Source organism: Pseudoalteromonas sp. SG44-17 (assembly GCF_014164235.1).
Taxonomy (GTDB): domain Bacteria; phylum Pseudomonadota; class Gammaproteobacteria; order Enterobacterales; family Alteromonadaceae; genus Pseudoalteromonas; species Pseudoalteromonas rhizosphaerae.
This window is the reverse complement of the sequence record NZ_JACJEV010000011.1, coordinates 126,935-141,544: the sequence shown is the minus strand read 5'-3', so window position 1 is coordinate 141,544 and position 14,610 is coordinate 126,935. Positions and strand designations below refer to the sequence as shown.

At 40.1% G+C, this 14,610-nt stretch carries 12 protein-coding genes; 9 read left to right on the top strand and 3 right to left on the bottom strand.

The features are described 5' to 3' along the window. The first annotated feature begins 195 nt into the window (after positions 1–195). The 7 genes from H5182_RS10430 (at position 196) to H5182_RS10400 (ending at position 10,041) form a co-directional block, all read left to right on the top strand. Complete coding sequence (locus tag H5182_RS10430; RefSeq protein ID WP_145238328.1) at positions 196–1,785, top strand: alkaline phosphatase; 1,590 nt, start codon at positions 196–198, stop codon at positions 1,783–1,785. Positions 1,786–1,796: 11 nt separating this feature from the next. After that, the gene (locus tag H5182_RS10425; protein WP_182759986.1) at positions 1,797–3,587 is read left to right on the top strand and encodes an alkaline phosphatase; all 1,791 of its coding nucleotides are present in this window, start codon (positions 1,797–1,799) and stop codon (positions 3,585–3,587) included. A 120-nt stretch (positions 3,588–3,707) separates the two neighbouring features. Next, a complete protein-coding gene (locus H5182_RS10420) occupies positions 3,708–4,418 on the top strand; it encodes a hypothetical protein (RefSeq protein WP_182759985.1) in 711 nt (236 codons plus the stop codon). Positions 4,419–4,696: 278 nt separating this feature from the next. Beyond that, the gene (locus H5182_RS10415; protein ID WP_182759984.1) at positions 4,697–5,362 is read left to right on the top strand and encodes an SDR family oxidoreductase; all 666 of its coding nucleotides are present in this window, start codon (positions 4,697–4,699) and stop codon (positions 5,360–5,362) included. A gap of 127 nt (positions 5,363–5,489) precedes the next feature. Further along, positions 5,490–5,852, top strand: coding sequence for a hypothetical protein (locus H5182_RS10410; protein WP_182731668.1), 363 nt, complete (start codon positions 5,490–5,492; stop codon positions 5,850–5,852). Between the two features lie 4 nt (positions 5,853–5,856). Next, positions 5,857–8,190, top strand: a complete 2,334-nt coding sequence (locus H5182_RS10405) for a fatty acid cis/trans isomerase (RefSeq protein ID WP_182759983.1) — start codon at positions 5,857–5,859, stop codon at positions 8,188–8,190. Between the two features lie 123 nt (positions 8,191–8,313). Beyond that, positions 8,314–10,041, top strand: a complete 1,728-nt coding sequence (locus H5182_RS10400; protein ID WP_182759982.1) for a response regulator — start codon at positions 8,314–8,316, stop codon at positions 10,039–10,041. Between the two features lie 5 nt (positions 10,042–10,046). On the opposite strand, the gene H5182_RS10395 is transcribed toward H5182_RS10400, so the two are convergent. Further along, positions 10,047–10,664, bottom strand: a complete 618-nt coding sequence (locus H5182_RS10395) for a hypothetical protein (protein ID WP_182731671.1) — start codon at positions 10,662–10,664, stop codon at positions 10,047–10,049. A gap of 145 nt (positions 10,665–10,809) precedes the next feature. On the opposite strand from H5182_RS10395, the gene H5182_RS10390 reads away from it, so the two are divergent. Together H5182_RS10390 and H5182_RS10385 are read left to right on the top strand one after the other, a co-directional pair. Continuing rightward, positions 10,810–12,252 carry an ATP-binding cassette domain-containing protein gene (locus H5182_RS10390; RefSeq protein WP_182759981.1) on the top strand — a complete coding sequence of 481 codons (1,443 nt, stop codon included), beginning with the start codon at positions 10,810–10,812 and terminating at the stop codon, positions 12,250–12,252. 362 nt (positions 12,253–12,614) lie between these two features. Continuing rightward, the gene (locus H5182_RS10385) at positions 12,615–13,454 is read left to right on the top strand and encodes a hypothetical protein (RefSeq protein WP_182759980.1); all 840 of its coding nucleotides are present in this window, start codon (positions 12,615–12,617) and stop codon (positions 13,452–13,454) included. Between the two features lie 340 nt (positions 13,455–13,794). On the opposite strand, the gene H5182_RS10380 is transcribed toward H5182_RS10385, so the two are convergent. Both H5182_RS10380 and H5182_RS10375 read right to left on the bottom strand, forming a co-directional pair. Continuing rightward, positions 13,795–14,088 carry a type II toxin-antitoxin system RelE/ParE family toxin gene (locus H5182_RS10380; protein WP_182759979.1) on the bottom strand — a complete coding sequence of 98 codons (294 nt, stop codon included), beginning with the start codon at positions 14,086–14,088 and terminating at the stop codon, positions 13,795–13,797. Next, positions 14,088–14,327 carry a type II toxin-antitoxin system ParD family antitoxin gene (locus tag H5182_RS10375; protein WP_182758660.1) on the bottom strand — a complete coding sequence of 80 codons (240 nt, stop codon included), beginning with the start codon at positions 14,325–14,327 and terminating at the stop codon, positions 14,088–14,090. Before H5182_RS10375 ends, H5182_RS10380 begins: the two co-directional genes overlap by 1 nt. Positions 14,328–14,610: the final 283 nt, after the last annotated feature.

Sequence of the window (14,610 nt, the reverse complement as noted above, 5' to 3'; positions counted from 1 at the left end):
CCGCTTACCGCTTACCGCTTACCGCTTACCGCTTACCGCTGAACCATTGTAACGTTATGATATAACAAACAAAAATAATGTAACTTTTAATTTTTATGTAACATAAAGTCACTTTTTAAGTAACAAAACCTACCTAATATGATGCTCTCATTACTACAGACATTCTTGACCAAATCGTATCAATGGAACTTAAAAATGAAAATTAATAAAATTGCGACTGCAATTGGTTTAACACTGGCGTTGTCAGCGGGTGCTAATGCAGGTGTGTTACCTGATAACCAAATGAAAAGTGATTGGTATAGCGCTGCACAGGCTAAATTAACCTCTAAAGAAACGATGGCTAATGCAACACCAGCCACTAAAGCAAAGAACGTAATTCTATTTGTTGGTGATGGCATGGGTATATCAACCCTCACCGCAGCACGTATCCTTGCAGGCCAAAAACAAGGCGCTTTAGGAGAAGAGGGCTTTTTGAGCTTTGAAGAATTTCCGTATTCGGCACAAATAAAAACCTATAACGTCGATGCGCAAACACCGGATTCAGCAGGCACCATGACGGCTATTATCTCAGGCGTTAAAACGGATGTTGGTGTTATTGGTGTTAACGAAGACATTGAACGTGGCAAATGTGCAACTGTAGCAGGTAATGAATTAATTACAGCTACAGAGCTTGCAGAAATTAAAGGCCTAGCCACAGGTATTATTTCTACTGCACGGATCACCCACGCAACGCCAGCTGCAACGTATGCAAAATCAGCTGATCGTAATTGGGAAGACATTTCCGACATGCCTGCAGATGCAGTCACTGCAGGTTGTGAAGATATTGCGTCGCAATTAGTTAATTTCGAAAAAAATCTTGAAGCGCGCTTTGCGGGTGTTGATGTTGATGGTCTAGAAGTGGTGATGGGTGGCGGTCGTCGTCATTTCTTACCAAAAGATGCCGCATTTAACTCTAATGATGCTATGAGTGCAGTCGAAGGTGATCGTACTGATGAACGTGATTTAACAGCGCAATGGCAGCAAATGTATAGCGATGGTAAATACATTACTGATCAGGCCGGCTTTGACGCAATAAATGGCGATACCAAACGTGTATTTGGATTATTTAATGAATCGCATATGCAATATGAAGCGGATCGCAGTAATGATATTGCCGGTGAGCCTTCATTAACGCAAATGACGACTAAAGCGATTGATATCTTAAAGAATAATGAAAAAGGGTTTTTCCTAACGGTTGAATCGGGTCGTATCGATCACGCCCACCATGCCGGTAATGCTTACAACGCATTAAATGACACAATTGAATTTGCCAATGCGGTAAAAGCAGCAGTAGAAAATACCGATCCGAATGAAACACTTATTTTAGTCACTGCGGATCACAGCCATGTATTTACCATTGCTGGCTATCCAAAACGCGGTAACCCAATTTTGGGTCAAGTTGTAGCAGTAGGTCGCGATACTCCAACCCTTGCAGCTGACGGTATGCCTTATACCACAGTCGGTTACGCAAATGGCTTGGGCTTTAGAGATTTAGGTGATGAAACAGATGCAGACGCTTCATATTTAGCCGCAGCCGTTGCTGGACGTGTTGAGTTAAGCGGTGTTGATACCTTAACACCGGGCTTTCATCAAGAAGCAGCAGTCCCACTTAGCTCGGAAACTCATGCAGGTGAAGATATTTCATTGCATGCTAAGGGTCCTGGGGCACAGTTGGCACAAGGCGTTGTGGAGCAAAATGTTATTTTCCACATTATCAGTCAAGCGCTCGAACTAATAGAAGAATAATGGTGATTACAATGAAAAAACTTAACTTAATATCTCTTGCTGTGGTTGTTGCGTTAGCGGGTTGCTCTGATGATGACGATAAAATTGAGTCACTGACGGTTAAAAATACGCTTGCAGTTGGCTCTGAGCAATGTATCAATGGTGGCATTGAAACCCTAACAGGTGACGACAGCAATCAAAATGGTGAGCTTGATGCAGATGAAGTAACTACAACCACTGTAGTGTGTAACGATGCTGAAACTTCATTGAATCCACAACAGTTAGCGCCGCTTACTACCAATACTTGGTATAAAGAAGCACACACTAAGTTAGCTAGTAGCCAAGATAATATTGCTAATATTGTTAAAGAGTCTGGCAAAGCGAAAAACGTCATTTTGTTTGTTGGCGATGGTATGGGGATTTCAACAGTAACAGCTGCGCGTATTTTAGCGGGTCAGTTACAGGGAAAAATGGGTGAAGAACATCAGTTAAGCTTTGAAACACTACCGTTTTCAGGGTTTGCTAAAACTTATAATGTTGATGCACAAACACCTGATTCTGCAGGTACGATGACAGCAATGGCATCAGGCGTAAAAACTGATGTCGGTGTTATTGGTATTGATGAAGCAGTGGTTAATGGTAATTGTTTGTCAGGTAAAGGCCATGAATTAGTAACGTCATTAGAGCTTGCGGAAATTGCAGGTAAATCAACGGGACTTATTTCAACTGCACGTATTACCCATGCCACACCAGCTGCAACGTATGCAAAAGCGGCAAACCGCAATTGGGAAGATGTTTCAGATATGCCTGAGTCGGAAGCGGCTAATTGTGAAGATATTGCATCGCAACTGGTTAACTTTGAAAAGAACTTAGAAGCGCGTTTTGCTGGGATCGATGTTGATGGTCTTGAAGTGGTAATGGGTGGCGGTCGTCGTCATTTCTTACCAAAAGACGCAGCATATAATTCAGCTGATGCAGTAAGCTCGGTAGAAGGCGATCGTACTGATGGCCGTGATTTAACTGCTGAATGGCAAGCTCAGTATCCAAATGGTCAATACGTAATGGATCAAGCAGGTTTTAATGCGATTGATGTGACTAACACTAAACAAATTTTTGGCTTGTTTAATGAATCTCACATGCAATACGAAGCTGACCGTGGCAATGATATTGCGGGTGAACCATCGTTATCAGAGATGACAGCAAAAGCACTGGATGTATTGGATAACAACGAGAAAGGCTTTTTCTTAACGGTTGAAGCTGGACGAATTGACCATGCTCACCATGCGGGCAATGCCTATAACGCTTTAAGCGATACCATTGAGTTATCAAAAGCGGTGCAAGTGGCGCTTGATAAAACTAGCATTGAAGATACGCTGATTATTGTTACTGCCGATCACAGCCATGTATTTACTATCGCAGGCTACCCAAAACGCGGTAATCCAATTTTAGGTAAAGTGGTTGCCGTTGGTGAAACCGAGCCAACACTTGCTGCCGATAACATGCCATACACCACCGTAGGTTATGCTAATGGTGGCGGCTTTAGAGATTTAGGTCAGGAAACGGATGCTGATGTAGGTTACGACTTTGCCCCAGTAACCGGTCGTGTTGATTTAACCGATGTGGATACACAAAGTCCAGGTTTCCACCAAGAAGCACTTGTGCCGCTGTCATCTGAAACTCATGCTGGTGAAGATGTTGGTGTTTATGCAATTGGCCCTGGTGCGCATTTGGTAACAGGTACTAACGAGCAGAGCTTTATTTTTCACGTGATGGATTATGCAGCTGACTTAGTAAAACAAGCGGATGCTAAAGTTACAAATTAAGTAATTGTCATGTAATACGCTTTACTAAAGAGCAACTCAAAACTGAGTTGCTCTTTGTCATTAATCTGCAAAATAAACACATTACAGTGACCCACGGTATTAAATCGAAAAGAGAATCCAGTGAAAAAAATTATCCTATCTTTAGCGTTAATAAGTCCATTGGCCAGTGCCACGCAGTGCGCGTTGGACAGTCAATATGTGCAAGCAAGCTATCAGGTTAGTAAGCAAGTTGCGGGCAAAGCTGTGGCTGAATCTCAACAGTTTACATTATGGCGAACACCCCATCAGGTTGCAGAGCAAGGCCTTGAATTAGTTGAAGTGTGGCAACAGTTGAGTAATCAGCAAATTCGGCCAATTCGTTACTTTCAAACACCGCAGCGTGGTATTGAATATCAACCTTCAGAGGTGCAAGGTCAGCATGATTGGAGTACTAAATACCAATTAGTTAGTGATGATTTTATTGCCAAGATGACTTTAACCGATGAGCAAGGTGATGGCTGCAAGAAAATACAGCATTATCAATTAGTGCAAGGTGATACTACGATTGAGCTTGCATGGTTGGTAAATCAAAAGCTGGTAAGCGCAATGAGTATTAGTAAACCGCAACTTACTCAAACATTAACGTTGGGCACTGTGGACTTTAAAAAAGCTCCGATAAAGCAGCAATTTGCCCTATGGGATGCTTATCAAACGACTGACTATGCGGATATCGGTGATAACGAAGGCGACCCATTTTTAGCCAAAATGATTAACTTAGGATTTATCGAGCATGGTGCGTCGGGCTTTTATGATGCTAATGGTAAAGCGCTTGGTGGTGGACACAGCCACTAAAAAGAGCCGAGTGTTAAACGGCCAAGTTCCAGTTTCAAGATTAATAGCCAGATGGAAAGGTTTGTGTACTACCAACCGATATTCCCGAAGTGGGCAGCTTTAGTGTGATCACCGCTCAGCAAGGGCGGTGTTTTCAATTATGTTCCCCTTCATAAATGATCTGAAATGCAGCTAGTTATGCTTAATTTAATTGACTAAAAAAGCACTCAGGTGCTTTTTTTATTTTTGTTTGCCCCAAACTCTCAGTTATAGAGTGTATATAGAATGGGAGTAAAAGTATGGCAAAGCACGTGGTAATTACAGGTGCAAATCGTGGCATCGGTCTTAATTTATGTCAGCAGTATTTAGCAAAGGGATATCAGGTAACAGCAGTGGTACGAAGCCCTAGTGCCGAACTTAAAGCGTTAGATGTGAATGTGATCAGTAATATTGATGTTGCCAATGCAGCAGATATCGAAACGCTTGAGAGCCAATTGCACGGTCATAAGATTGATGTGTTGATCAACAATGCCGGTATTTTCCATAATGAAAGTATGGCAGAGATGGATTTTGATACCATCAATCAACAAATTGCAGTCAATGCGGTAGCACCGATCCGAGTGACTCATGCTTTGATCCACAGTTTAGGTGTTGATGCTAAAGTCGCTATGATCACCAGCCGTATGGGTTCTATTGCCGATAATGGTTCTGGTGGTTATATTGGTTATCGTATGTCAAAGGCTGCACTTAATGCCGCATCAGTGAGCTTAGCTCATGAATTAAAAAGTAAAAAAATTGCTGTTGGTTTATTTCATCCGGGTTTTGTGCAAACGCAAATGGTTAATTTTGCAGGCGATATCTCAGCAGAGGAATCTGCACAGCGCTTAACACAGCGTATTGATGAACTAAATCTCAGTAATAGCGGTGGTTTTTGGCATTCAAATGGTGAAACCCTGCCTTGGTAAATAATATTTAATGTAGGTTATCTTTAATAGCTAAACAGGCTGTAAATCAGCAGTCAGTTTAGCTAAATTTAATTAATTTTTGCTATAATGCTGTCATATTAACGATTTAAGTATTTGAGAGCAGCACATGGAATTAGAGCAAGATAGTAGTTTAACCCTTCCGTTATTTCTTTTTGATGAGACCTTAAATGAGCGAGATTTATCGACTCCAGATCTCTCAATAAGCGTACTTTTAGATGACGATTTACTGACCCAGCTTTGTCAAAATCCAGCACCGGATAGCAGCATTGCTATTACTATTTCAGATTATATTGTAGAAGCCCATAACCCGGCGTTTGCAGACTTAGCAAGCGATGCACATCAAGCACAGCTAACTTTAACGCGTGGACCATTATTGAGCGCAGTACTCGAGACCCAATCAGAGCAAACATTTGTGTCCCCACAAATGGATATGATGCCGACGTTTGACTTGGGCGATGAGGACGAGTAATTCGATGAGAAAGTCTTTTTTGCTGAGTGCACTAATTATTGCGCTCAGTGGCTGCGCTTATTTAGGTGCCGCTCATTACAATGAGCTATTCGGGCCAGAGCAAACACAGCAGCGTATGGTTGAACATAACTCAGGTAGCGGTGCTGAGTTTTTACAACATGTACAACCGGTGATCGAGAGTCGCTGTGTGGTTTGTCATGGCTGCTATGATGCACCATGCCAACTGAAACTTTCATCTCCAGAAGGAATTGACCGCGGCCTAAGTAAGGAACGTGTTTACAATGGTACTCGTTTATTAGCATCGACTCCCAGCCGCTTACTTTTTGATGCAACGAATACTAGCCAGTGGCGTGATAAAGACTTTACCCCTGTATTGAATGAACGAGCGCAAACAGAGCAAGCAAATCTTGCTGGTAGCGTGTTGTACAACAGTTTAGTTTTAAAAATGAGCTCACCGCTACCAAATGATGAGATTCTAGGTGATGAGTTTGATTTTTCTCTGGATCGCTCGCAAAGCTGCGCCACTATAGGAGAATTTGACAGCCTTGCCAACAGTCAACCTCATTCCGGGATGCCATATGGGTTACCTGGTATTTCGCGTACTGAATTTAAGCACCTTGAAAAGTGGCTTAAAGAGGGCGGTAAAATGGCGCATATTAAACCGCCAAGCAAAGCTGCTTTAGCTCAAGCACAACGCTGGGAGAGCTTTTTAAACCAAGACGATTTAAAGTATCAATTAACAGCACGTTATGTGTTTGAACATTGGTATTTAGCGCATATTTATTTTGCTCAAGATGATGAAAAAAGCTTTTTTAAATTGGTGCGTTCGAGTACGCCACCAGGGCAGGACATTGAGTTAATAAATACCCGCCGCCCTTACGATGATCCTAAAGTGGAACGTGTGTATTATCGCTTAATGCATGACCGTTCGACTATTTTGGCAAAAACGCATTTACCACTGGCACTGAATGACAGTAAGTTAGCGCGCTTGTACAGCCAGTTTATTGCGCCTGATTATCACGTTGAAAGCATGCCAAGTTACTTGCCAGAAATAGCATCCAACCCATTTAAAGTGTTTGCCGACATGCCGGTTAAATCTAAATATCAATTCATGCTAGATGAAGCTGAATTAATTATTATGGGCTTTATTAAAGGGCCTGTTTGTCGTGGTCAAATAGCGTTAAATGTTATTAATGATCATTTTTGGGTGGCATTTGCTGATCCTGCTAAAGTTGCAACGCCAGAAGTGGGTGAAATGCTGCTACAACATGAAGATGCCTTGGCATTGCCAGCGGCTGAAGAAAGCAATACTTTAGCTATATCTAGCTGGGTCAAATACGCCAAACGTCAGAATACTTATCTTAAAGGCAAGGTTACGTTGGCAAATAGTATGTTCAAAAATGGTGAAAACCTAACCACCGACCTATTATGGCGTGGTGACGAGGTAAATGATAATGCTGCTCTGACTATTTTCCGCCATTTTGATAGTGCGACTGTGGTTAAAGGTTTTATTGGCCAAGAGCCAAAAACCATGTGGGTATTAGATTACGCACTTTTTGAGCGGATACATTATTTATTAGTTGCCGGGTTTGATGTCTACGGTAATGTTGGCCATCAGTTGATCACTCGTTTATACATGGATTTTTTGCGTCTAGAAGGCGAGCAAAACTTTTTAGCATTGTTACCTAAGCCACAGCGTAAAGAGTTAAAAGCAAACTGGTATCGTAAAGCACCACCGAGTTTAACTAATTTCTTTGAAAGTGGTGATAAGTTTAGTCAGCCAACAGGAATTGACTACAAAACACAGGATCAACAACACGAGTTATATGGCTTAATTAAACAAACGCTAAAACCGGTGTTAAGTCCGCGCTTCGATTACACACAAGTACCAGAGCCGTTACAGCAATTAAATAATATGCCTGCAAAAGCAATTAATTTACTGCCGCAAATCTCGTTTATATTAGTGAAAGACGGTGCTGCAGAGCATCAAGCGTATACCGTGATCCATCACAATGCTCATTATAATATTTCTAGTTTATTGAACGAAGAAGGGCAGCGCGCTTATGCAGAAGATACAGTCACCATTGTGCCTGGTTTTATTGGTGATTACCCTGAAACAATTTGGTATTTGAATAATCCACAACAACTTGCATCATTTGCCGAGCAACTACCATTGATGCAAATAGAAGCCGATTACAGAGCATTAAAGAGTCAGTTTGCAATTCGCCGAACACATCCGCAATTTTGGCAATACAGTGATATTTTGCACAAAGTTGCCAAGCAATACCGTGGTGTGGAGTACGGTTTGTTTGATTATAATCGTTTAGAAAATCGTTAATTATAAAAGCAAAATTAATAAACCCCGCATTTAAGCGGGGTTTATTTTTTTCATTAATATCATTGCTTAAAGTGTCGCTTTATCCCCTTTGGTCTACACTTATTAAAAAAAATAGGGCCTATTATGATTCAAATTATTGCTAATATTCGGTCGCGTTATCGTTGGGCGTTATTAGCGATAGCGATTCTCTCGAGCGCGAGTGCTCTGCTTATTCAGTTTATGTTTTTTGTGCAAAAAGATGATGCTCATATTATCAATGTTGCGGGTAAGCAGCGGATGTTGTCACAAAAAATCGCTTGGCATAGTAATGCCTTGGTTACTGAGATTGGTAGCAATATTAAATTACACCGTGATGTATTAGCTAAAGCGAGCGCAGAGTTTAGATCAGGGCATGAATTTTTAGTGCAACAGCATTCTAATGGCGATTATTTATATTTAGACGACCAGTTAGTTGCTTATTATTTTTCATCACCAATTAACCTTGCGCAAACGTCGCTAGCGTATTTGGCTAAAGTGCAGCTACTGTTAAATGCTCCTAGTGCAAATACAGCAGAAGAGCGATTTACAGTTGCTGAGGTTGAACGCTTGCTCAAGGAGCTTGATGGTGCAGTCTCGCTATTTGAACAACAAGCAAAGTTCAAAACCCGAGTGCTGTCCAACTTAGAGCTGGCTTTTTGGCTATTAACTTTAGTGTTGCTATTCATTGAGCTGAAATTTATATTTCAGCCTATGGAGCTGCAAATTACCGCTGCGATTAATAAATACCAACAACAAAAGTTGCGAGCAGAGCAGATAAGCACTTATAAAGAGCGCTTTATCGCACGGGCAAGTCATGAATTTAGAACACCGCTACAAGGGCTGGTAGACTCGATTGAGCAACTTCAGCTATCAGAATCTCAGCAAGCATTGCAAAAACAAGCAAAATATTGTGCCAGCAGAATTGTAAGTATGCTGGATGAGTTATATGAACTACAGCAGTTTAATACTGGGCAATGGCAGTTAAAATTTATCAAGCGTAATTTAATAACCACGCTTGAGTCGGCTATTACACCTTTTCAGTTTGCCTGTGATAACAAACAGTTAAAGTTTGAAGTAAAACTCAGTTCTGAGTTAGATCGCTATACAGAGTTTGATCATTTACGATTGCAGCAAATCATTACCGAGCTACTTAGTAATGCCATTAAATTTACTAGCACTGGGCAGGTTTCAATATCCGTTAGTTACCAAGATGGTCATATTAAAATAGTGGTCGCTGATAGCGGCGTTGGCTTTGCTCAATGCTATCCATATTTAAATCATCATAGTATAGAACAGAGCAATGACTTTCAGGGCTTACAAACCGGTTTGGCACGTGTGCAACATATTGTCAGTGCTATGCAAGGCGGCGTTGAGTTTAAAGATGTCATACCGCATGGTGCACAGATTAAGATCCGTTTGCCATTATCTAAAGCTGCACTAATAACGAATCAAGGCAACTTACCCGCACAACTGCATTGCTTAATCGTAGAAGACAATTTATTAAACGCGACAATTTTATCGCGAATTTTAACCGAGCTTAATTACACGGTTGAAGTTGCTGAAAACGGTTTAATAGCAACACAAAAAATTGCTGAAAGTGAGTTTAATGTGATTTTTATGGATTTGAACATGCCGGTGATGGATGGCTTTCAAGCGATTGATATTATCCGCCAAGAACTAAATTCAACGGTTCCGATCATTGTGATCACCGCCAACACTGCGCCAAGTGATTTAGAGCGAACTTATGAACTTGGCTCTAATGTACATGTTTATAAACCATTTTCGGTTGCGGATATTAAAAAAGCCCTCATGAATGTATTTAACGAGGGCTGATAATTTTAGTGGCTGATTTTAATATCACCTACACCGACTTTAACGTTAATGCGGTATTGGCCGTCACCGTTATATTTACTAGTTGAGGTGACCAGCTTACGGCTATGTTTAGCATCATTTTTCATGCCTGCTATTTTGGTGTCGCCAACACCACTATCTAGGGTGATCGTTTGATAGTCAGCTAACGCGCTGCTGATCCGTACTGCGCCCACACCGACATCGATGCTGGCAGTATTAGCAAAATTATTTACTTCAATATCGCCCACACCTAGCTCTAAATCTATCGCCATGGTTGTTGGTATACTTACCAGCCAGCTTTGTTGTACATCGTCATTATCAATCGAGAGGCTCAGCTTATCGCTACTTTGTTGATGTTTTAAAGTGATATCTTCAAGTGCAACATCATCACTAAACCAATTATCATTTTTCGCTTTTAGCTCAATCGACACGGTTACTTGGTGACCTTGATGGGTGCTAAGTTCTAGGCTGCCAACGGGCACGTTGATCGCCAATGCCTGCTTGGCAGTGACATCAAAGGTCTGTTCAATTTTTTGCTCAGCATGAGCAGCTAAACTACTGGTTAATAGGATTACGGCTAAACTAGAGATACTAAGTGTATTCATTATTTTTACTCGTTGTTAATGGCTTTATAGATTAGACGTTAGCAGATTTAAAAAGGTTTAAACCGTGTGAATTTTATTCTATAGCCATGCTAATAAAAGTCATGTATTTTCAAACTAATTAATTTAAGAGCTAAAAAGGATCGCTGTGCAGTCAATTAAACTCAATAATGTGACGGCTAACCTTGGTACCAATGATCGCGAAAGTTTTCTCGTAAGTAATCTAACTTGGCAGGTTGAGAGCGCGCAGCATTGGGTGCTGCTTGGCGGTAACGGAGCAGGAAAATCAGCCATAACAGCAGTATTACTCGATCAAGCTAATATTGTCAGTGGTACACGAAGTTGTGATTTTAAGCGTACAGAAATAGTCTCTTCAGATCTGCAAAAGCAATTGATTACTGCTGAGTTATTAGCTGATCAAGACGACATCACCGATGGTAAAACCAGCCCTAAATTGGTGTCAGAGCTGATTTATCAGCAATCAGGCCCATATTTTGATCAACAGCTATGTCAGCAGTTAATTACAGGGTTTGCTTTTGAGGCATTGCTTAAGCAACGTTTGCGCGCACTCTCAACCGGGGAAACACGTAAACTAATGTTAATTAAAGCACTGAGTAATCGCCCCGAATTGATTGTGCTTGATGAACCGTTTGACGGTTTGGATGTGCAAAGCGTTGAGCTATTACGTAGCGTATTAATCGAACTAAGTGCCAGCATGACCATGATCTTTGTGGTTAATCGGTTAGATGAAATCCCCGTATTTATTACGCATTATGGTTATGTGAAAAATGGCGAATTACAACAGCAACTAGCAACACCTGACCTTAAGCAGCGCGATGATTTATTTAAATTATTACACCTACAACAAACTGATTTAACGATTCCTAGCAAAGACGTGGCACACAGTGCCCCAGAGTTTAATGAGCCTGAGTTAGTACGGTTGCAAAATGCCAGCGTCAGTTATAGCGGTAAGGTTATTTTTAACCACTTAAATTGGACAATCAAAGCACGACAGCATTGGCAGCTCAGTGGTCAAAACGGCTCCGGCAAAACCTGCCTGCTTAACTTAATCACTGGCGATAACCCGCAGTGTTATAACAATGATATTAAAGTGTTTGGCTATCAACGCGGCAGTGGTGAAAGTATTTGGCAAATTAAGCAGCATATTGGCTATATTTCGAATGCTTTGCATATGGAATATCGGGTTAGTATTTCTGCGCTCAATACCATAGTGTCAGGCTTTTACGACAGCATTGGCTTGTATCAAAAGCCAACTCAAATTCAGCTTGATATCGCCATACAATGGTTAGCATTATTAGGTTTGAGTGAGTTAAAAAACACGCCATTTACACAACTGTCTTTTGGTGACCAACGCATGCTATTGATTGCCCGCGCTATGGTAAAACACCCCACATTACTGATTTTAGACGAGCCATGTTTGGGGCTTGATGAAGCCAATCGGCAGCGTGTTTTACTGTTAATCGAAAAAATATGCGCTGCCGGCAGTAGCACAGTGATTTATGTCAATCATCACGCTAAGGATAAAATTACCGGGATAGAGCACTATTTAGATATGGCTGATTTTAGGTAAGGAAAAGGTTCTAGGTTTTAGGTACTAGGTGCTAGGAAAAACCAGAGCAGCTCGGCGTTAAATTTATCGCCGTAGGTTGGGTTGAGAGCAACGAAACCAACGATAAAAAGTTAAAGCAGTAAGTTACCAATAAACACTAAAAAGCCAAAGTTTAGCGCTATATATGAGGAGTGTTCGTAACTTTGCAGATAACATTATTAACCGCCGTTGTTCCGAAAAATAACAGTAAGTGCTTTTGATTATTTACAAAGTTTACTATTAGTGGAAATATAAAATTGTGTGAAATAGTCGTTTTGGAGGGGATAAACCACTAAAATGGGACAGAATAAGATGTTATGAGTATTTAGCTAAGGGCTTTGAATATGTTAGATATATCAAAAAGAGTAAAACTCATTAACTCACTTCTAGAACAGAACACAGAGCAAAGCCTTACATATGCTGCTTTGGAGTGTAGGCTAACCTTAGAATACTTATGTTATGAGAGGTTTAAACTCTACTTTTCATATTTATCAGAAAATGACTTAAAAAACTGGCAGCCCAAACACATCATCAAACAAATTTCAGATGAAGTTGACAATAATGTTTCGAGGGAGTTTTCAATTTCAATATCAGATGAAAAAATAGGCGGAAGGTCACCAGAAACGAAAGAAGAATTTGAGTCAATAAAGTACACTCCCTTAGGTACTCAATCTGAACTTAAATTTAATAAACTGCATCAGTTATGGAATGGTGTTTCTAACGTTGCTTTACATATTCCAGTGCCAAGCATATTGTCTGATAACATTAGTATTTATGGGAATAAAGATAAAATCAGGAAGAAAGTTTTGGAAGTAGTTTCATTTCTATTAGGAATGAAGGGCAATCTCTTGATGGGTGGTTCTTTCGGAGAAGAGTATAGCTTTAATTGCTTTTCTTGTGGCACTAAAATAAAACGACCAGTTAAAAACTTGCAGAATAAAACAGCTTTAAGCTGCATAAATCCAAAATGTATAGAAAGCTACTTCGTGAAAAAAGATAAAAATGATAAATTTGAATTAATTAGAAGCATCTTCAAATTTTCATGTATAGGTTGCAATGAAGACCTAGTGGTACCAATGAGAGTATTTTATGATTTACATTTCAATCAAACTCTCAATATTCGTTGTGGTAAGTGCGATTCTTTGTCAGGGGTTATTATGAGACCTTTGATGAAACCTACCTAAATAGAAGAAGGTATTTATTTGAAATTAGCACTTTTTATAAATTAAGTACTAAGATTTTAGTTTTGTTAACAAGCTAACTTTCAGGTGACTACAACAAAAGAAGAATAGTAGAGAAAACTGACACCCATCTTTTAATTTGCATTGCTCTTACGATGTTAGCGCAATATTTCTTTAAAGCGCTGCGTCTCTTTTCCTCGTTGTGAATAATTCACTAATTTTTTTTGCACAAAGAGTAATGAATGAGCAGTAAATGAGGGGAGCAAAATAGCAACTCGGTTATGGTTGAACCACCAAGAACAATAAATTAAAAATGAGTGATTCTACAGGCTCGTTATATTTTTCAGAGCGCGCGGTTAACATCCATACTTTTGTGTATTATTCTCACGATTAAAATTTGCTTTGCTTTATGTTCTTTATAATAAATTACGTGACTACCTTGAGGCTGTTTTCGATAACCCTCTCTTATGTAATCGCAATTAACCCCCAACATAGGTTCGTCGGCTAGTTGCTGGAAAGTACTATCTAACAGTTTTAAATAGTCATTTCTTTGCGCAGTCCCCCAAGTTAACTGAGTATATTTGGCTATTTTTATTAAATCGCTTTTGGCTTTTCCTGATAATTCGAATTTCGACATTAGTGGTTATCTTTATCCAGCTCTGAAATCAAAGAATCATACGAGTAATCAGCAACGCCACTGTTTTCACCTTCAATTAGCATATTGCGTAAATTCATTGTCTTTATTTCCTGATCTTCTAGGGCTCTTAAGCCAGCACGTATTACTTCACTTGCTGAACCATAACGACCTGAGTTAAGTTGCTGATTTATAAAATTATCGAAATGATCGCCTAATGTTACGCTTGTATTCTTAGCCATGATGTAAAACCTTTTAAATACCAATATATATTGGATTATGGTATGAAAAATATATCAAGGCAATTAAACGAGCAAAAAACAGTTTGCTTTTTCTTGGACCTCGCCAGTTTTAGGCAGCTGCTTAGCAAAGCGCTAGTTTTGGGGGGCGTGTGAATAATCGAGTTTTTACTGGAGGCCAAGGATCAGGTAAAACGTCAGTTATAGAAGGAAAACAGAAAACTGACGCCCATCTTATAATTTGAGTGTCCTTACATTATTAGCGTTATATATTCCTTTAAAGCGC